Raw genomic sequence first — 17,118 nt, 5'->3', positions numbered from 1 at the left:
CGCCCGATTGCCAGGAGCTTTCTGATGGCCTCTACGAATACCCCTCTGCCTTCCGACTTTCCCGAGAACGGCCCGGACAATCGTGGGTCGCGCAGGCGCGCGCGTCATCCGGAAAGTTGGATCGATGAAATCGAGGCGACGTTACGCGACGCCGACCCGACGGATCTGGACGCGCTGAAGGCCCGGCTGTCGGACCAGTTGAACGCCACGCGGCGCAGCCTGCGTGACGCCTCGGAGAATGCGGGTGATCTGATGCGGGAAACGATCGACTGCACCGAGGAATACATTCATGCCCGGCCGTGGCAAGCGGTCGGGCTGGTGGCCGGCGCAGCATTTCTGTTCGGCGTCATCGTCGGACGCCAATAGCTGCGCCAGCCGGGCCGTGCCGGGCGTCAGCCCGGCTTTTGCGCCTTTTCCTTGGCATCCCCGTAAGCGGCCTGCGTCTTGCCGGCCACCTTCTGCGCTGTCCCCTTCAGTTCGGTGGACGTGCTGCCGGTGGCCTTGCCGGCGACTTCCTTCGCCTTGCCGACGGCTTCGTTGACTTTGCCCTTCACCTGGTCCTTGTTCATGGCTCTCTCACTTTTCATCGCGTGGTTGGAATAACGGCGTCTGGGACGACGCCCACGGCAGGCCTCGCAAGCCGCGTGCCCAAAGCTCCACCCCTGTAATAAAACACTGTGCCAGGAACAGCAATTGCGTCCTTGAACCCTACCGCGCGCCTTGCGCGCCAGCTTCGAGGAGCATCGCATGAGCAAAGCCCCCAGCGCCGGCACCGGCGACCGTCCCCATCCCACCCCGCCCATGCCGGGTCAACATCTTGAGAAGCCCGGCAACGAAGCCGACATGGCGCTCAAGCCGCAATATCAGGCCCCCGGCTATTCGGGCAGCGCCAAGCTGCAGGACATGGCCACCATTGTCACCGGCGGAGACTCCGGTATCGGCCGCGCGGTCAGCGTGCTGTTTGCGCGTGAAGGCGCGGACGTCGCGGTCATTTATCTGAATGAACACGAAGATGCCGAGGACACCCGGCGTGCGGTCGAGGCCGAAGGCCGGCGCTGCCTGCTGATTCCGGGCGACGTGCAGGATGCGGCCTTCTGCAAGGACGCCGTGGCACAAGTGGTGAGCGCCTTCGGCAAACTGGATGTCCTGGTGAACAACGCGGCTTACCAGCAGCATACCGATACGCTGACCGAGATCGACGACGACAAATGGGACAAGACGCTGCGCACCAACATCACCGCTTATTTCTACATGGCCCGGGCGGCGCTACCCCATCTGAAGGCGGGCGCATCCATCATCAATACGGGCTCGGTGACCGGACTTCGCGGTAGCGCCAAGCTGCTGGACTATTCGTCCACGAAAGGCGCCATCCATGCTTTCACCCGTTCGTTGGCGGCGAACCTGGCGGACCAGGGGATCCGCGTGAATGCCGTGGCGCCCGGTCCTGTCTGGACGCCCTTGAACCCGGCGGACCAAAGCCCGAAGGCCATCAAGGAATTCGGCAAGCACACCGACCTGGGCCGGCCGGCGCAACCCGAAGAGATTTCTCCCGCCTATGTGTTCCTGGCGTCTCCCGTGTGCGCCAGCTACATCACCGGCATCGTGCTGCCCATTACGGGCAGCGCCGGCGACTGACCCGTCAGGTGACGGAGGTGGGGGCCTCGACGTGCTGGGGCGGCGTCAAGGGGTCGAAATCCTCCCACTTGCCGTTCAACCAGCGCCCCTGTGCACGTTCGATATCGCGGCCACCGGATTCGCGCAATACCTGCCGCGCAAGCGCCTCTTTGCCCACCGGCACATGCAACGCGAGCATCACGCCCGCCGGGCGAATCGCAGGATGCATTGCTTGCGGGTGGAGTGTGGACTTCCCCTTGCGCTTGTCCCGTCCGACGATCCACAGCGCGCCCGCCAACGCCCCCAGATAGGCGCCTACGCCCGCTGCAGCGATGACGATGAAGATCGATGCCGCCATCTGTGCCGCGATCAGGCCGCCCAGCAGCGCAAACAGCAATCCCAGCGCCGCTGCGCCCGCCACGGCACCGAGGTGGCCGCCTTTGGCGTCCGGATCTGCGACCCGGTCGCCGCCCAACGGATACCGACCGTGCTCACCCGCGGAATTGATATAGAACGTATGCACGTCGTCCTCGGTGAAACCTTCGGCAAAAAGCTTCTGCGCGGCCACGGTGGCTTGGTCGAAAGTCTGGAAACGTGCGGCGACAATCAAGGACATGACGTTCTCCCGGTTGCATGTGTCATCGGTCGCAGCAACTCGCATGCCCGTCACGCGAAGGCACGGCGCTTGCTGTCAGGCGTGCGCACACCTGTCCGGGTGCTGCGCTTCACCCCTACCCGGAGACCGCCATGCCCCGTACCCCCTCCCCCGATTTTCCAGATGGCTTGCCGGACCCGAACGACAATGGCCGCCCCGATCTGGGCCCCAGCGATTCGTCCGATTCGGCCAGTGACCTGCCGCCCGGCCTGGCGCATTCCGACAGCGATTCGCAGGCAACCGGTGAACGCGAAAGCGTTGAGCCGGATGTGCGCAACGACGATGGCAGCGATATCGCACCGGACCGCGTCACCGACGCTGACGAGGCCGGCATTTCCCGTTCGGCGCCTAATCCGGTGCGCAATGGCGGCTGATTCCCTGTCCGCTGAGTCCGCACCGTCGCCGTCGCCCCTCGCGTTCAACGCCGGCACGGCCGGCACGACTCGGGGGGAAAATGTGGACATTCCTGGGGACAGTGAAGTTTTTTCCAACCCTGAAGCAGAAACTGCCGCAAGCGGTGATCCTCGCGGGCGTGAACTGTCGCGACTGGATTGGCTGGCGCTGATGGCGGTCGTCGCGGGCGGGTTGAACTGCGGCCTGATCGCCGCCGTCAACCTCGACGTGTTTGCGAAAATCCTGCCGTACACGGTGGCGACCCGCGCTGTGCAGGGCCTGATCGGCCTGGCCGCCCTGCATTGCGTGGTGCTGCTCTTCCGCCTGGCGGAAGCCCCGGATTGATCGGGGCCTGCCGCCCTACTTTCCGCCCGGGCGCTTGCCGGGATACTCCCCTCCTTCTTCGAATTGCGGCCCCTTGGTGTTGGGCGTCTTGTCTGCCGGCCGCTTGGTTGGCGGATTTTCGGCAACCTCGGGCTCGTCCGCACCGAACTGGCCGCTGCGATGGGCGGCGTCCGTCTTGTCGTTCGGTGTGTTCGCCTCGGGCTTGGCCGGCTTCTGTGCAGTGGGCTGTGTCATCTTGCTCTCCATGTTCCCAATGATGCGCGGGTGGACGCCGCAAGCGGCGTGCCCGGGGGCCGGGAACGCCGCTTGCTTAGTGGTGTGCAGGCCCGCCTTACACCGGGCCCTTACCCAAAGGAGTCAGTCATGAATCTGTCCAAAACCGTTTGCCCCGCTATCGCCCTGTGCCTGTCCGCCCTGGCGTTCCAGGCCTCCGCGCAAACCACGCCGGTACGCAGCAGCGACCAGATCGACAATCAGTACAAGATGGATAAAAAGCAATGCGACGGTATGAAGGGCAACCAGAAGGACGTCTGCCAGCAGCAGGCAGAAGCCAACCGCGACAAGGCGAAGGCCGATGCCAAGGCCGGCAAGGAAAAGGCCGAAGCCAATCATGACGCCGCGAAAACGCGCAACGATGCCGACTACAAAGTAGGCAAAGAAAAGTGCGATGCGATGTCCGGCAACGCCAAGGACGCCTGCATGGCTGACCTGAAGACGCGCTACGGCAAGTAAGATCCGCCGGCGCGATGGCCGCCCCGCTCTGGCGGGGCTGCCATCGCGCCGGCAAAATCTAGCTTTAGCTGCGCGCCTCGTCCGAGCCGCCCTCTCCTGGCAAGACGTAGCCGGCAGCCGCATATTCTTCCAGCCGGTTGTAAAGCGTTTTGGGACTGATGCCCAGCATTGCGGCAGTCTGCTTCTTCACGCCATTGCAGCGTGCAAGCGTTGCCAAAATCAGGCGACGGTCCGCTTCCGCCAACGTCTCGCCCACCGGCACGCTGACCTGCCCGACCGCGGCATCCCCGCTTGGCGAGACGTGAGGTGCCAACATATCCGCATTCAAGACGTCGCCCTCCGCCATGATGAACGCTCGCCGCACAAAGTTCTTCAGTTCGCGCACATTGCCGGGCCAATCGTATTGCGCCAGCGCTTGAGCAGCTTCCGGAGCGAACACCTTGTTCTTTCCAGTTTCCTGGTTCTGGGCCTGGAGGAATCGTTGCGCCAAAAACAAAATGTCGTCGCCCCGCTCGCGCAGCGGAGGCAACTCAATGGGAAAGACACTCAGCCGGTAGTACAAGTCCTCACGCAACTTGCCGTCCTGCACAGCCTGTTCGGGATTTCGGTTCGTGGCGGCAATGATCCGGATGTCGCAAGCAATCTCTCGGTTGGTGCCAACCCTCATGAACTGGCCGGTTTCCAGCACCCGCAATAACTTGACCTGCAGGTCCAGCGGCATCTCCGTGACTTCGTCCAGGAACAGGGTGCCGCCGTCAGCGCGCTCGAAATAGCCCTTGTGCTGGCGGTCGGCCCCCGTAAAGCTGCCGCGCTCGTGTCCGAACATTTCGCTTTCGATCAAGTTCGGGGAAATCGCGCCGCAGTTGACGGCGATGAACGGACGCTGGCGGCGCGAACTCAGTTCGTGGATCGCATGAGCCGCCAGCTCTTTGCCGGTGCCGCTTTCGCCGATCAGCAAGGTCGTAACGTTGGTGGGCGCGACGCGCCCGATCTGGCGATACAGCGCAGTCATGCAATCCGACGCACCATACAGCTTGCCGAATCGCCCGGCTTCCTCGAACGGCATTCCAGGCAGGTCGCCGCCGGCATTGGCGACGACGCGTGTCAGGATGGCGTTCAACCGTTCCATGCAGATCGGCTTGACCAAAAAGTCGGTGGCTCCCAGGCGCAAGGCCTGGACGGCATAGTCCACCGTGCCATGCCCCGTCATCACAACGACTTCCGCGCTGGCTGCGGCGACACTCTTGAAAATGTCCATGCCATTGCCGCCCGGCAGCCGGACGTCGGTCAGCACCAGATCCGGCGCCTGCCGCTCCAGCTGTATGAACGCGTCCTTGACGCTGGCCGCCACGGCAACCGAGAAACCGCTGTCGCGGCCCAGCTCGGCCAAGGTCTCTCGAATCGCGTCGTCATCGTCCACGACCAGCAAGTGAGGCATCTACTTCTCCATAGGGCGATAGGCGGCGCGATGTCCGCGCCGCGCATTCTTGTTTCAATGAGAATAGTCACTCTGGCGACGAGAGGCGTAAATATTCGATACTGTCCACTAAAGTTTTCGAATACTTGCAACTGGTCGCATTCCTGCGCCCACCCCGCCACTACGATTATCAAATCGCGATAGGCTCCCGGCGGGCCGAGGTATAAGCATGGCAAATCGCATCACCACTGGTCGCGAGGACGCGGTAGTGTCCCCGGCCCCCCCGATGGACGTAACCGGCCTGTCCCCGGTCATGCAAAAACTGGGCACCCAGTTGCAACTGGCGGCGTCCACCGATGCCAGCGTCTTCATCGTGGGAGAGAGCGGCGCGGGCAAAGAGATTGTTGCGCGCGCGATCCATGACGCCAGCGAACGGCGCAGCCAGCCTTTTGTCGCCGTGAACTGCGGCGCCATCAGCGGCACGCTTGCCCACGCTGAACTGTTCGGGCACGAGAAGGGAAGTTTTACCGGGGCATTGGCCCAGAATGCGGGCTACTTTGAATATGCCAGCGGCGGCACCCTGTTTCTGGACGAGGTTACCGAGATGCCTCCCGACATGCAGGTGCATTTCCTGCGCGTGCTGGAGGCCGGGACATATCAGCGCGTGGGCGGGTCCGATCTGCTCCGGGCCAATGTGCGCATTATCTGCGCCAGTAATCGCGACCCAGCGGCATCGGTCGCTGAAGGCCGGCTGCGACAGGACTTCCTCCATCGCTTACTGGTCATTCCCCTGCGCGTGCCGCCGCTGCGCGAACGCGGCGACGATGCGGTGATCCTGGCGCACCGGTTCCTGGACACTCTGAATGCGCAGCACCGCACGAAGAAGACGTTTTCCAAGCAGATGCTCGATGCGATCCATCAGCACGACTGGCCCGGCAACGTCCGCGAATTACGCAACGTCGTGCAGCGCGCTTTCATCCTGTCTGATACCCAACTGGACACCGATCTGCTGGCGCGCGCCCCTGCCCGCCAGCGGACGGAGGTTCGCGATGGCGCCCTCAGTTTTCCCGTCGGCATGCCCCTGGGCCGGGCCCAGCGTGAATTCATCCTGGCAACCCTCGCGCATCATGACGGCGATAAGCGACTGGCCGCTGACACGTTGGGCGTCAGCCTGAAGACCCTCTACAACCGGCTGGACGTCTACGACAAGGAAGGCTTGGCAGACCGCTGAGCAGTTCTTACCGCCGGCTTGTAATAGCGTCTCCGCCCGCAGCCGCCATCCCCCCGATACTCACCCGCAAACCCACCTGGCATGGAGTTTGCTTGAGTATCAGGGATGCGCCGCCTTCCGGCGGCTCCCGGCAAGGAGACTCGATTGGGCCACCCTACGCAAGAATTGCGCCTGCGACAGCAGATGACGCTGGCGCCCCGGCTTCAGCAGTCCGTCAAGCTGCTGCAAATGTCGGCGCTTGAATTCACGACCGCGGTGGAGCATGCGCTGGCCACCAATCCGTTTCTTGAAGACGGCGACGAGCAGGATAGCGAGACCACCGACAACGGGCCGGACACCCGGCCCGTCGGCCACGGCGAGCACGCTGATGCGCCGGCGGAGCACACGACCACCCCAAGCGCTGAAAACGAAGAAGCGCCCCCCGACGCCCCCGCCTATTCCGGCGACTACCCCATGCCGTCGTCCGGCACCGGCGAAGGCAAGGACCTGGGCCAATGGGCCAGCGCATCCCTATCGATGCGGGAGCGCCTGTCGCAGGATCTCGGCAACTATCACCTGGAGCCCCGTGATCGGTTGTTGGCGGAATTCATCATCGACGCCCTGGACGACGACGGCTATCTTCGCGTTCCGCTGGGCAGCCTTTGCAGTGCGGACCGGCCCGAATTCAATCCCCCGCCCGATGACGGGGAGTGGATCGCTGCGCTGCGCCTGGTACAGCAGCTGGATGCACCCGGCCTGGGCGCGCGCGACCTGACGGAATGCCTGACGCTGCAATTGACGGCCGCCCGGACGGTCGACGCAGCCACTCGGGACCTGGCGCTGCGGATCGTGCGCGAGCACCTGGACCGCTTGGGCAAGAACGACTGCGTCGGACTGCGCCGCCTGCTGGAATGTTCCGACGAGGCACTGCGCGAGGCGTGCGCGCTGATCCGAAGCCTGGATCCCAAACCGGGCGCCCGCTACAGCGCGGAAGCGCCGGTGTACGTCGTGCCGGATGTATTCGTTGATAAATGGCATGCCCGCTGGCGCGTGCTGCCCAACCGCAATGCGATGCCGCAAGCGCGCCTGCACCGCACCTATGCCGACCTGTTCCGCCGCGCCCGCCTGGACGACCGCAGCCCGATGGCTCAAGAGTTGCAGGAGGCGCGCTGGCTGGTGCGCAATGTGGAACAGCGCTACACCACCATCCAGCGTGTCGCGGAGGCCATCGTCAAGCGGCAGCAGACGTTTTTCGAATATGGCGAGGTGGCGTTGCGCCCGCTGATGCTCCGGGAAGTGGCCGACGATCTCGACATGCACGAGTCCACGGTATCGCGAGCAACCGTCGGCAAGTACATGGTGACGCCACGCGGCGTATTTGAATTCCGCCACTTCTTTTCGCGCGAGCTGGCCACCGAATCGGGCGGCTCGTGTTCGGCCGCCGCGGTACGGGCGCTGATCAAGGAAATGGTCGACGCCGAAGACCCCACCATGCCCTTGTCCGATGTGGCCCTGACCCAGCAACTGGCCGCCAGCGGCATCCTGCTGGCACGCCGCACCGTGTCCAAGTATCGGGGGCAACTACGGGTGCCGCCGGCGGAGTTGCGCCGCCAGCACTAGCCGTTGCCGGTCGGTGCCGCATGCAAAGAAGGCTTCCCTGCGGAAGCCTTCTTTTTATGGCTGCCCTTTCGGGCAGTCAGGTTCAGGGCGCTTACTTCGAACCGCCCGTGTTCGGGTACCCCGGAGGCGGCGCGGCGCCAGCGGCCGGCGTGCGCGGCACGTTGTCGTTGGCTTCGCGCGGACGCTTGGGCGTTTCATCGGAGTGCTTCTTGCCCGAAGACATGGTGCCGCTATGTTGCATCGCGGGCGCGGTGGTCCCCGTAGAGGGCGTCGCGTTAGGCGCAGGCGCCATCTGACCCGCCGGCAAGGGGCGGTTCGGCTGGGCGGCGGAGGCGTCATTCGGCGTGGAAGACGGCGTAGTCGGGCTGGCCGACTGGGCCAGCGCGGCGCCGGCGGACGTCAGGCCCGTCAGCAGTACAAAAGCGCAAGTCATGGCACGGGTTTTCATAGTCAGACTCCTTGGTTGGAATGCGTGGACTTATTCGCAAGCCCCGTTCCCGTCCTTGGAATGACCCTCCCGCCACCGTGCGCCTGGGTAATCCACCCGCCAGCACGCCCGGACGGGTATTTTTTACCTGCCTTTGCAACCCTGGCATCCCACCGCCGGCGCTACCCCTGGCCTGCGCCGCCCGGCACCGCGTCGCGGGACTCCGCCAACATGTGTTGCACCCTTTGGCCCAACGCATCCAGCGAGAACGGCTTCACGATCAGTTCCATCCCCTGTTCCAGAAATCCCCGGTCATGCGCCGCGCTTTCCGCGTACCCAGTCATCAACAGCACCTTCAGCCCGGGGTGCGCCGCCCGCGCGGCATCCGCCAACTGCCGCCCGTTCAGCGCCGGCAGCCCAACGTCCGTCACCAGCAGATCGATGCCTGAAGTGCCCAGCACCAGCTCCAGCCCCGCTTCACCATCGGCTGCGGTCAGCACGCGCATGCCCAATTCGGCCAGGCATTCGTGCACCATGTCGCGCACGTTGTCGTCGTCTTCCACCAGGACCACCACGGACGGCTGTCCGACGCCCGGCACCTGCTGGGCAGAGGGTTCCTGCCGCGCCGCGGCATCCGGCGCGCCGTCATACCGAGGCAGAAACAGCCTGACCGTCGTCCCCTGGCTGACTGCGCTTTCCAGCGTGGCCATGCCGCCGGCCTGTTTGGCAAAACCATAGATCATCGATAGCCCCAAGCCCGTGCCTTCCCCCAACGGCTTGGTGGTGAAGAACGGATCAAAGGCATGGGCCAACACGTCTGGCGGCATGCCGCAGCCGACGTCGGACACGGAAACTTCCACGAAGTCGCCGGCTTTCAAACCCGGAAACTGGCGCAAGCGCATCGCATCCATGGACTGGTTCGACCCGGCGATGGTCAATGCGCCGCCGTTGGGCATGGCATCGCAAGCGTTGATCACCAGATTCAGCAAGGCGTTCTCGAACTGGTTCTTGTCGCACCGCACCGTCCACAGTGCCGGATCCAGGTCGAAGAGCAAGCGCACACGCTCGCCCGTGTAGCGATGGAACAGGTCCGCCATCGATTGCAGCGTCGATGCCACGCTGAACGGTTTCGGATCGATGGGCTGTCGCCGCGAAAAGGTCAGCAACCGCTGCGTCAAGTGCGCGGCCCGGTTGGCGGAGTCCATCGCTACGTTGATGAAGCGCTCGGCCTGCTCGGGCGTGTCGGCGTCCAGCTTGCGCTTGATCAGATATAAAGCGCCGGTGATGCCCTGGAGCATATTGTTGAAGTCGTGCGCAATCCCTCCGGTCAGGCGCCCTACCGCTTCCATCTTCTGCGACTGCCGCAACGCCTGCTCGGTATCCCGCAGCATTTCCGCCTGCGCCTTCAGATCCGTATCGTCCCGGCCCGTCATGTACAGGCTGTCTTGCGACCAAGACATGCTCCAGGTGATCCAGCGATAGGCGCCGCCGCGAGTCAGCAATCGGTTTTCCATATGCCGCACCGCTTGCGCGGGGTCCGCATGCGCGGCCTGTGCAATGGCGGCGCGCGTGGCCGCCTGGTCATCCGGATGCACCAGCTCGGCCAGCCCCATGGAGATGAACTGCTCCGGACTCCAGCCCAGGATGGGGCGCACGGCGGGATTGACGCTGACGAAACGTTCTTGCGCGTCGACCACCGCAAGCAACTCCGGTGACAGGCGCCAGATGCGGTCGCGCTCGGCAATGGCATGCTCGACCCGTTGCTCCAGCGTCCGGGCGTATTGAGACCGCTCGACGGCGTCGCACATGCGTTCCGTCACTTCTTCAATAAAGGTAAGATCGCCGGCCTTGAGCCGACTCGTGGACTGCGGACGCACTACCAGCGCGGCCCCCTGCCGCCCCCAGCGGCGCATGGGCACCACGATCGCAGAGGGCCGGACTTCGCCGCCTGGATCGGCCAACAGCGGTTCCACATAGGCGGTGCGTCCCTTGCGCAGCGCCACCTTGAACTCTTGTCCGAACTGCCCCGGCCCTAGCGCCGGCTGCGTGGCCCGGTCCCCCTCGGACCGCCAGCACGTGGATGGCGACACCGCCGCCGCATCGTCGCCGGGCCAGTCCACCACGGCCACCAGGCCCAACGACAGATGCTGGCCCAACCCTTCGCAGGCGGCGCGTTCGATTTCCGACTGGTGATGCAGTTCACGCATGCGGTCGCCCAACGACAGCAGGAAATTCTTCCGGTGCTGCCCCTCCCACAATTCCGTCTCGGCCGCCTTGCGTGCGGTAACGTCCAGGAACAACGCCATCATACGGTCGTCGCCGTCCTTGCGTGCGCGGGCCTCGTACCAGGCCTCCTTGGGCGCCGGCACGGCGAACTCGAACTGGGTCGGCTCACCCGTTTCCACCACCTGGGCGAACGCGTCCATAATCTGGCCGGGCACTCCCGGGATCATTTCGCGCAGCGTATGGCCCAGCGTGTCGCCTTCACGCATACCGCTTTGGCGCTCGAAGGCCGGGTTCACCTCCAGGAAGCGAAAGTCCACGATGCGCCCGCTGTCGTCGCGCAGCGCCTCGCTCAGGAAGAAAGCTTCCTGCATGCCGTCAAACATGGCGCGCCAGCGCTGGCCGCTCGCGCGCAGCGCGGTATCGGTCAGGTGGCGCTCGATGGCCAGCGCGGCGCTGCGCGTCACGAGCGCAATGGCGTCGATATCGTCGGCCGACGGGGAACGCACGGCGCTGTAGTAGTTCGAGAACACCCCAAGCAAGCGTCCGTCCGGCGCCTTGATTGGCGTGGACCAGCACGCCCGCAATCCGTGGGCCAAGGCCAGGTCACGCCAGCGCTCCCAATCGGGATGCGAGGCGATGTCCTCCACATAGACCGCGCTGCCGGCATAGGCCGCCGTGCCCCAGGAGGCCATGTGGGGCCCGATCGGCGTGCGTTGCACGGCCACATTGAATGCCGCCGGCAAGCTGGGCGCCGCCGCATGCAACAGGAAGGTCCCGGTATCGTCGATCAAGGCGATCGCCGCGCGTAATTCGACGCTGGATTGCGCCTCGATAGCGTGCAGCACGTGTTCCAGCACGTGCGCCAGCGGCATGCCCGCGGCAATCCGCTGCAGCATGATGCGTTCGTCTTCCAGACGGGCAAGCGTATCCGTCCAAGGGAGGGCGACGCGATCTTGTTTTTTCAGCATGTTTGCCCCTTTGCCAACGTCTACTGTATTGCGGGGCGGCGTCACCGTGCGGAAACGCTCGGTAACGCGACGCTACCGTTCCTGCTCGAACGCAGGTTCCCCGTCCAGGCGCAAGGCATTCAGCGCTTCGGGCTTGTCGACCAGCACGCACTGCTTGCCGGTGCGGGTGCAGTGGTCCTTGACGCGCCAATAGGCGCCGTGGCTGACGCACCCCGTCTGGCAGATAACCAGGTCGGCGGCGACCAGGCTGGCCTCCAGCGTGGCGCCGTCCGCGTCGCCTTCGCCACTGTGGCCCAGGTAACGACCGCCGGCAAGTTCAACGACCTTGCGCGTCAACATCAAGGCCATGGCGTCTTCGCCCACGCAGAGCACGGATTTCTGGCGCAGGGCCACCGCCGTCACGGCCGGTAGCGATGCCACGGCTTCTGCCAACCGTTCGACGGGTCGCGCCCGCGCCTGGCTGGCGCGGTCCTGCCAGGCCAGCCGCTCGCGCATAAGGCACTGGATGCGTTCCATCAGTTGCGTGACTCGCCGCGCCAGCGCCACCCGCTTGGGCAGGCCCGGTATAGATCCTTCCAGTGCGAGATGGTCTTCGCGCGCCCAGGCCAGCGCGGTATCCCGCTGGACCACTGCGGCGCGCAGGCGCATCGCTTCGCCTTCCAGGTGCAGGATCCGCGCCGCCTGCGCGCTGAGCAACTGGCTGCAATGCGATTGCGCCTGGCCGTAAGCGGCAAGCAGCGCCGCATGTTCACGCTGCAGCGTCTGGCGGTCTAGGGAAGAGGAAGTCATCGCAGGCCTCGGTTGAAACACCTACCAGGGCGCTGCGTGCAGAAGCACCCCGCAACGCGCCACTTGGCATGCGGGCAATTATAAATGAGAATGCGTCGTTTTTAGAAAATGACCTCATATCCGAAGCGCGCACAGGGAAATCCATAACTGACGCGCCCGAATCGCTTAAATATGATCGACAGATTCTACCGGCTCGCAAGCCCGCCCCGGGCTTGGAATAGGCGTTCCCACGAGGACGCCACGCGCCCTTCCGCTCCGGCCGCGGCCGACCGGCGGAAATTTCGAAGTCAGGGATGCCCGATGCCGAAATCCACCGAACTTCTGCGCGATATCCACGAAACCAACCTGATGTATCTGCTGCTGTTGCAGCGGCTGGCCCGCACCGGCAACGCGCCGGCGATGGCCGGCCTGCAGATATCGGCGCATGCCTGCCAGTGGTTGGCCGCCCTGTCCCATGACGATCTAGCCAAGATGTCGCGATGCAGCGTGCTGCTGGCACAGCTGGATTTGGCGCCGCACCTGTTGCTGTCAGCGCTAAGCCAGGGCATCGACGCCACCCTTGCGGCGCGAACGGTCGCTGCGGCGCCCCTAGAACCGCAGGCAGCTCGACTACCCTAGAAGCCTCAGGAAGACTCGCCGACGATGGCCGTGGCGCGCTTGGCGCTGCCGCTCGTGCGCCAGGCCAGCCCGACGCTGATCACGAGCGCCAGCGTAAGCAGGCCGCCGGCCATCGCCGCCACGCCCGGCCATTGGCTGGAGGCCCAGAAATGCCCGCCCCAGGCGCCCAGCACGCTGGACCCCACGTAGTACACCAGCAGGTACAGCGACGCGGCCAGCGCCTTGTAGCCGCGCGCCATCTGCCCGACCCACCCGCTGGCCACCGCATGCGCCGCGAAAAACCCGAAGGTAAAGAGGACGATGCCGGCGATCAGCACGGGCAATGAATCAGACAGCGTCAGCAGCAGGCCGGCCAGCGCCAGGCCCGTGGCCGCGGACAGCATCGCGCCCCGCCCATGGCGGTCGGCAAGCCGGCCGAAGAACGTCGACGCGAAAATTCCCACCAGATACACGACGAAGATGAAGCCAATGAAGGTCTGGCTCAGCGAGAACGGCGGCAGCAGCAGGCGGAACCCCACATAGTTATAGAGCGTGACGAATGCGCCCATCAGCAAGCCGCCCATCGCGAACAACGCGCACAGCGGGCCGTTCTTCAGATGGGCGCTGACGCCGGCGCGCACGTCGCCCGCCACGCCCGCCCAGCCCCGGCCGCGTTGCGGCGCAAAGCGGCGCGAAGGCGGCAGCAGCCAGACGAACAACACGGCGGCCACAATGCCCAGCAAGCCCAGCGTGCCCATCGCCGCCCGCCAGCCGAAGTGGTCGGACACCAAGCCCGTGATGACGCGGCCTGACAGGCCGCCAAAGGCGCTGCCGCTGATGTACAGGCCCATGACGAAGCCCAGCGTGTCCGGTTCGACCTCTTCGGCCAGATAGGCCATCGCCACCGCGGGCACGCCGCCCATCGCCACGCCTTGCAAGGCGCGCAGCGCCAACAGGCTGTGCCAATCCGGTGCCACCGCCGCGATCGTGCCCAGCATGGCCGACGCAACCAAGGACAACGCCATCACCCGCTTGCGCGGCAGCGATTGCGAGAACAGCCCTACAAAGAAAATCGCCACGGCCAGCAGCCCCGTGCACAGCGACAAGACCAGACTACTTTGCGCGGGTGACACGCCGAACGCCTGCGTGAACAGCGGCATCAGCGGCTGCACGCAATACAGCAGGGAAAAGGTGGAAAAGCCGGCGGCGAACAGCGCCCATTGCGCACGGCGCAACCCGGGCGTGCCCCGGGCAAGATAGTCGGTGGGGGCCGGGGAGGAAGAATTGGCGGAGGGGGTAGACATCAGGATTCTCGAAAGGCATCGGGCGTAGAGCCCGCCCCATCAAAGTAGACTTTTCCCCTGCATATGTCCAATATATGAAACTCACAGAGCCCATACTTTAAACCGATGGAACTCCGCCACTTGCGTTATTTCACCGCCGTCGCTGAAGAACTGCACTTCACCCGCGCGGCCGCCCGTCTGGGCATCGGGCAACCGCCGCTCAGCCAGCAGATCCAGCAACTGGAACGCGAAATCGGCACGCCGCTGTTCCTGCGTCTGCCGCGAGGGGTGGAAATGACCGAGGCCGGCGTCCAGTTCCTGGAAGACGCCCGCGCCATCCTGGCAAGCGCCGACCGCGCCATCGACACCGCCCGCCGGCTTGGCCGCGGCGAACGCGGCGCCCTCACCGTGGGGTTCACCGCATCGGCCGTGTTCCACCCTTACCTGCCGCGCGCCATCCGCGCCTTCCGCGACCGCTATCCCGATGTGCGCGTCACGCTCACGGAAAGCAATACCATTTCGCTGCTGCGTGGTCTGCGGCTGGGCGAGGTGGACGTCGCCTTCGTGCGTCCGCCCTACCTGTTGGACGCCGAATTCGAATCCGAGCGAGTGCTGGACGAGCCGATGCTGGTCGCCCTGCCGCCCGACCATCCCTTGAGCCGCCTGGCCAGCGTGCCCATCGCAGCGCTGGCCGACCAGGATTTCGTGCTGTATCCGCGCCCCATCGGCGCAGGGCTGTACGACGCCATCCAATCCGCCTGCCAGCGGGCGGGATTCGCCCCGCGTGTGATCCAGGAGGCGCCGCAGATGGCGTCCATCGTCAGCCTGGTCGCCGCCGGCGTCGGGATCTCGGTCGTGCCCGCGGCGATGCGCCACATGGGCGCCGAAGGCATCGAGTACCGGCCCATCGCCGGCGACGCCCCGCACGCCTTGCTGGATATGGCCTACCGCCGCCACGACCGTTCGATCGCGGCCGTCAACGCCGTCGACATGTTGCGTCGCCTGGCCCATCCCGAACGGGCTTGAGCGACGGCGCAAAAATGGGGCGGTATCACCCTGTCGCTTTTGTCATCTTCTGTAAAGCCGGCCGGAAAGACGCGGAGTAAATTGTCGCGCTATCGGCGATCCGTCCCTGAACCGGGCCGCAGCCTTGCCGACCTCAACCTTCCTACAGGTGACTTAGTGCGACGTACCCTTCTTGCCTTGGCCATCGCAACGATTCCCGGCTTGGGCGCAGCCGCCGGGCTGGCTTCCTCGATCGGCGCAGTGACGGTCTATCAAGACCGCGCGGTGGTGACCCGGTCGGCCAGCAGCGAGCTTGCCGCCGGCGAACACGAACTGGTGCTGGAGAACCTGCCGGTCACGTTGCAGGAGAGTTCGCTGCAAGTGTCGGCCAAGAGCACCGGCCAAGCCTCGCTGCTGGACGTCCAGGTGCGTGACGCCTACCAGGCCGACACCGCCAATGAACGGGTCCGCGTGCTGCAGGAGCAATTGCGCAAGCTCGAGGCCCAGCAAGCCGAACTGGACGACGAAGCCGCCGTGCTGGACAACCAGCGCGAGCTGGTCCTGATGATGCAGCGCGGCGCGACTGAACCCGCCAAGGAAGGCGCCCGCCTGACCTTGGACGAACTGAAGGCGATCCAGACGCTTAGCGCCGACAGCCTGGGCAAGACGCTGGCCAGCCTGCGCCAGGTCGCCGAACGTAAGACCGTGCTGGAACGCGAAATAGAAGCGCTCCACGACCAATTGAACGTCCTGCAAGGGCAGTTGAGCCGCCGCACCAAGACGGTCACGCTGCGTGTGAACCTGGCGCGTGCGGGCAAGGTGGACCTGGCGGTGTCGTATGCCGTGGGCGGCGCCCGCTGGACCCCCGCCTACGACGCCCGGTTGCGCCCGGCGGACCGCAGCGTGGACCTGGGCTACTTCGGCGTCATCAGCCAGAACACCGGCGAAGACTGGAAGAACGTCAAGCTGACCTTGTCCACGGCTCGCCCCTCGCTGGGCGGCGGCGCGCCGCCCCTGCAACCGTGGATCATCGATGTGGCGCCCCCGCCTCCGCCGCCTCGGCCGCCCCGCCCCGTCGCCGCGCCCGCTCCCGTCACGAGCGAGATGTCGATGAAGCGCTCGCGCCCGAGCTCAGCCGCCGAAGCCTACGCTGACGCCAGGATGGCCGAACCGGCGCCCGAAGCCGTGGAGGTGTCCACCGCCCAAATGCAGAACGAGGCGACCAGTGCCTCGTTCCAGATCAAGAATCCGGCCACCCTGCCCTCGGACAACTCCTCGCAACGTGTCGCCATCGCAACCGCAAAGCTGCCGGCCACGCTGCAATACCAGTCCACGCCCGCACTGCGCGAGGCCGTCTTCCTGACCGCGCAAGCCAGCAACAATACGGACTTCCCGTTCCTGGCCGGCCCGCTGAACACCTTCCTGGATGACGCTTTCGTGGCATCAAGCCGCATCAAGGCGGTCATGCCTGGCGAAAAGGTCGAACTGGCCATGGGCGCGGACGATGGCATTTCCATCAAACGCCAGTTGGTGAACCGCTTTACCGAAAGCACGGGGTTTTCTGGCAGCGGAAAACGCGTGACCTATGAGTACAAGATCACGGTCAAGAACAACAAGGCTACGAAGGAACAGCTCGTGTTCAAGGACCGCCTGCCGGTCTCGCGCAACGAGAAGATCGTGGTCAAGCTGCTGTCGCCTGCCGACCGCGACGTCAAGCGCGAAGAAGACGGCAAGCTGGCCTGGGAATGGGAGCTGGAACCCGGCAAATCGCGCGAGACGGTGCTGAAGTTCTCGGTGGATTACCCGGGCGACGTCGACGTATCCGGCATCTGAATTC

The 17,118-nt window shown here is 65.1% G+C and carries 18 protein-coding genes; 10 read left to right on the top strand and 8 right to left on the bottom strand.

Annotation, left to right across the window (positions count from 1 at the left end; genetic code table 11):
- Positions 1-24: 24 nt before the first annotated feature.
- Positions 25-366 (top strand): ElaB/YgaM/YqjD family protein, encoded by a 342-nt coding sequence (locus CEY09_RS02365; RefSeq protein WP_006222116.1) that lies wholly within the window; start codon positions 25-27, stop codon positions 364-366.
- A 26-nt stretch (positions 367-392) separates the two neighbouring features.
- Here the strand turns inward: CEY09_RS02365 and CEY09_RS02360 are convergent, their stop codons facing one another.
- Positions 393-569, bottom strand: coding sequence for a CsbD family protein (locus CEY09_RS02360; RefSeq protein WP_006222117.1), 177 nt, complete (start codon positions 567-569; stop codon positions 393-395).
- A gap of 178 nt (positions 570-747) precedes the next feature.
- Between CEY09_RS02360 and CEY09_RS02355 the strand changes: the two genes are divergently transcribed.
- Entirely contained in the window at positions 748-1,635 is an 888-nt protein-coding gene (locus CEY09_RS02355; RefSeq protein ID WP_088587379.1) for an SDR family oxidoreductase, read from the top strand.
- 4 nt (positions 1,636-1,639) lie between these two features.
- Here the strand turns inward: CEY09_RS02355 and CEY09_RS02350 are convergent, their stop codons facing one another.
- Complete coding sequence (locus CEY09_RS02350; protein ID WP_006222119.1) at positions 1,640-2,230, bottom strand: hypothetical protein; 591 nt, start codon at positions 2,228-2,230, stop codon at positions 1,640-1,642.
- A 131-nt stretch (positions 2,231-2,361) separates the two neighbouring features.
- Between CEY09_RS02350 and CEY09_RS02345 the strand changes: the two genes are divergently transcribed.
- Both CEY09_RS02345 and CEY09_RS02340 read left to right on the top strand, forming a co-directional pair.
- Complete coding sequence (locus CEY09_RS02345; protein WP_088587378.1) at positions 2,362-2,643, top strand: hypothetical protein; 282 nt, start codon at positions 2,362-2,364, stop codon at positions 2,641-2,643.
- Entirely contained in the window at positions 2,633-3,007 is a 375-nt protein-coding gene (locus CEY09_RS02340) for a DUF378 domain-containing protein (RefSeq protein WP_088587377.1), read from the top strand. The genes CEY09_RS02345 and CEY09_RS02340 overlap by 11 nt, the downstream gene beginning before the upstream one ends.
- Before the next feature lie 15 nt (positions 3,008-3,022).
- Here the strand turns inward: CEY09_RS02340 and CEY09_RS02335 are convergent, their stop codons facing one another.
- Positions 3,023-3,241 (bottom strand): hypothetical protein, encoded by a 219-nt coding sequence (locus CEY09_RS02335; protein ID WP_088587376.1) that lies wholly within the window; start codon positions 3,239-3,241, stop codon positions 3,023-3,025.
- Between the two features lie 129 nt (positions 3,242-3,370).
- On the opposite strand from CEY09_RS02335, the gene CEY09_RS02330 reads away from it, so the two are divergent.
- A complete protein-coding gene (locus CEY09_RS02330) occupies positions 3,371-3,739 on the top strand; it encodes a hypothetical protein (RefSeq protein ID WP_006222123.1) in 369 nt (122 codons plus the stop codon).
- Between the two features lie 64 nt (positions 3,740-3,803).
- On the opposite strand, the gene CEY09_RS02325 is transcribed toward CEY09_RS02330, so the two are convergent.
- Positions 3,804-5,177, bottom strand: coding sequence for a sigma-54-dependent transcriptional regulator (locus CEY09_RS02325; RefSeq protein WP_088587375.1), 1,374 nt, complete (start codon positions 5,175-5,177; stop codon positions 3,804-3,806).
- A 265-nt stretch (positions 5,178-5,442) separates the two neighbouring features.
- Here CEY09_RS02325 and CEY09_RS02320 point away from each other — a divergent pair, with 265 nt between their 5' ends.
- Both CEY09_RS02320 and CEY09_RS02315 read left to right on the top strand, forming a co-directional pair.
- On the top strand, positions 5,443-6,387 hold the full coding sequence (locus tag CEY09_RS02320) for a sigma-54 interaction domain-containing protein (protein ID WP_088587374.1): 945 nt from the start codon (positions 5,443-5,445) through the stop codon (positions 6,385-6,387).
- Positions 6,388-6,531: 144 nt separating this feature from the next.
- The gene (locus CEY09_RS02315) at positions 6,532-7,986 is read left to right on the top strand and encodes an RNA polymerase factor sigma-54 (RefSeq protein WP_446678353.1); all 1,455 of its coding nucleotides are present in this window, start codon (positions 6,532-6,534) and stop codon (positions 7,984-7,986) included.
- A gap of 91 nt (positions 7,987-8,077) precedes the next feature.
- On the opposite strand, the gene CEY09_RS02310 is transcribed toward CEY09_RS02315, so the two are convergent.
- The 3 genes from CEY09_RS02310 to CEY09_RS02300 all read right to left on the bottom strand — a co-directional run bounded on the left by CEY09_RS02310 (position 8,078) and on the right by CEY09_RS02300 (position 12,396).
- Positions 8,078-8,434, bottom strand: a complete 357-nt coding sequence (locus tag CEY09_RS02310) for a superantigen-like protein SSL4 (protein WP_088587372.1) — start codon at positions 8,432-8,434, stop codon at positions 8,078-8,080.
- Positions 8,435-8,595: 161 nt separating this feature from the next.
- Positions 8,596-11,607: a PAS domain-containing protein gene (locus CEY09_RS02305; RefSeq protein ID WP_088587371.1), complete on the bottom strand. Its 3,012-nt coding sequence runs from the start codon at positions 11,605-11,607 to the stop codon at positions 8,596-8,598.
- A gap of 72 nt (positions 11,608-11,679) precedes the next feature.
- Positions 11,680-12,396, bottom strand: coding sequence for a DUF2325 domain-containing protein (locus tag CEY09_RS02300; protein WP_088587370.1), 717 nt, complete (start codon positions 12,394-12,396; stop codon positions 11,680-11,682).
- 300 nt (positions 12,397-12,696) lie between these two features.
- Between CEY09_RS02300 and CEY09_RS02295 the strand changes: the two genes are divergently transcribed.
- Positions 12,697-13,014, top strand: coding sequence for a flagellar transcriptional regulator FlhD (locus tag CEY09_RS02295; RefSeq protein WP_006222130.1), 318 nt, complete (start codon positions 12,697-12,699; stop codon positions 13,012-13,014).
- A gap of 5 nt (positions 13,015-13,019) precedes the next feature.
- On the opposite strand, the gene CEY09_RS02290 is transcribed toward CEY09_RS02295, so the two are convergent.
- Positions 13,020-14,297: an MFS transporter gene (locus CEY09_RS02290; RefSeq protein WP_088587369.1), complete on the bottom strand. Its 1,278-nt coding sequence runs from the start codon at positions 14,295-14,297 to the stop codon at positions 13,020-13,022.
- Between the two features lie 105 nt (positions 14,298-14,402).
- Between CEY09_RS02290 and CEY09_RS02285 the strand changes: the two genes are divergently transcribed.
- Both CEY09_RS02285 and CEY09_RS02280 read left to right on the top strand, forming a co-directional pair.
- On the top strand, positions 14,403-15,302 hold the full coding sequence (locus CEY09_RS02285) for a LysR family transcriptional regulator (protein ID WP_088587368.1): 900 nt from the start codon (positions 14,403-14,405) through the stop codon (positions 15,300-15,302).
- A 156-nt stretch (positions 15,303-15,458) separates the two neighbouring features.
- A complete protein-coding gene (locus CEY09_RS02280; RefSeq protein ID WP_234818204.1) occupies positions 15,459-17,114 on the top strand; it encodes a mucoidy inhibitor MuiA family protein in 1,656 nt (551 codons plus the stop codon).
- The last annotated feature ends 4 nt before the right edge of the window (positions 17,115-17,118 follow it).

This window comes from Achromobacter marplatensis (assembly GCF_002209535.1).
In the GTDB taxonomy this organism is placed as follows: Bacteria; Pseudomonadota; Gammaproteobacteria; order Burkholderiales; family Burkholderiaceae_B; genus Achromobacter; species Achromobacter marplatensis.
Note: the sequence above shows the minus strand (reverse complement) of the source record. Positions and strands in the feature narration are given on the sequence as shown.

Coding starts and splice junctions, on each gene's coding strand:
- CEY09_RS02365 (WP_006222116.1), top strand. CDS start 25: ATGGCCTCTACGAATACCCCTCTGCCTTCCGACTTTCCCGAGAACGGC.
- CEY09_RS02360 (WP_006222117.1), bottom strand. CDS start 569: ATGAACAAGGACCAGGTGAAGGGCAAAGTCAACGAAGCCGTCGGCAAG.
- CEY09_RS02355 (WP_088587379.1), top strand. CDS start 748: ATGAGCAAAGCCCCCAGCGCCGGCACCGGCGACCGTCCCCATCCCACC.
- CEY09_RS02350 (WP_006222119.1), bottom strand. CDS start 2,230: ATGTCCTTGATTGTCGCCGCACGTTTCCAGACTTTCGACCAAGCCACC.
- CEY09_RS02345 (WP_088587378.1), top strand. CDS start 2,362: ATGCCCCGTACCCCCTCCCCCGATTTTCCAGATGGCTTGCCGGACCCG.
- CEY09_RS02340 (WP_088587377.1), top strand. CDS start 2,633: ATGGCGGCTGATTCCCTGTCCGCTGAGTCCGCACCGTCGCCGTCGCCC.
- CEY09_RS02335 (WP_088587376.1), bottom strand. CDS start 3,241: ATGACACAGCCCACTGCACAGAAGCCGGCCAAGCCCGAGGCGAACACA.
- CEY09_RS02330 (WP_006222123.1), top strand. CDS start 3,371: ATGAATCTGTCCAAAACCGTTTGCCCCGCTATCGCCCTGTGCCTGTCC.
- CEY09_RS02325 (WP_088587375.1), bottom strand. CDS start 5,177: ATGCCTCACTTGCTGGTCGTGGACGATGACGACGCGATTCGAGAGACC.
- CEY09_RS02320 (WP_088587374.1), top strand. CDS start 5,443: ATGGACGTAACCGGCCTGTCCCCGGTCATGCAAAAACTGGGCACCCAG.
- CEY09_RS02310 (WP_088587372.1), bottom strand. CDS start 8,434: ATGAAAACCCGTGCCATGACTTGCGCTTTTGTACTGCTGACGGGCCTG.
- CEY09_RS02305 (WP_088587371.1), bottom strand. CDS start 11,607: ATGCTGAAAAAACAAGATCGCGTCGCCCTCCCTTGGACGGATACGCTT.
- CEY09_RS02300 (WP_088587370.1), bottom strand. CDS start 12,396: ATGACTTCCTCTTCCCTAGACCGCCAGACGCTGCAGCGTGAACATGCG.
- CEY09_RS02295 (WP_006222130.1), top strand. CDS start 12,697: ATGCCGAAATCCACCGAACTTCTGCGCGATATCCACGAAACCAACCTG.
- CEY09_RS02290 (WP_088587369.1), bottom strand. CDS start 14,297: ATGTCTACCCCCTCCGCCAATTCTTCCTCCCCGGCCCCCACCGACTAT.
- CEY09_RS02285 (WP_088587368.1), top strand. CDS start 14,403: ATGGAACTCCGCCACTTGCGTTATTTCACCGCCGTCGCTGAAGAACTG.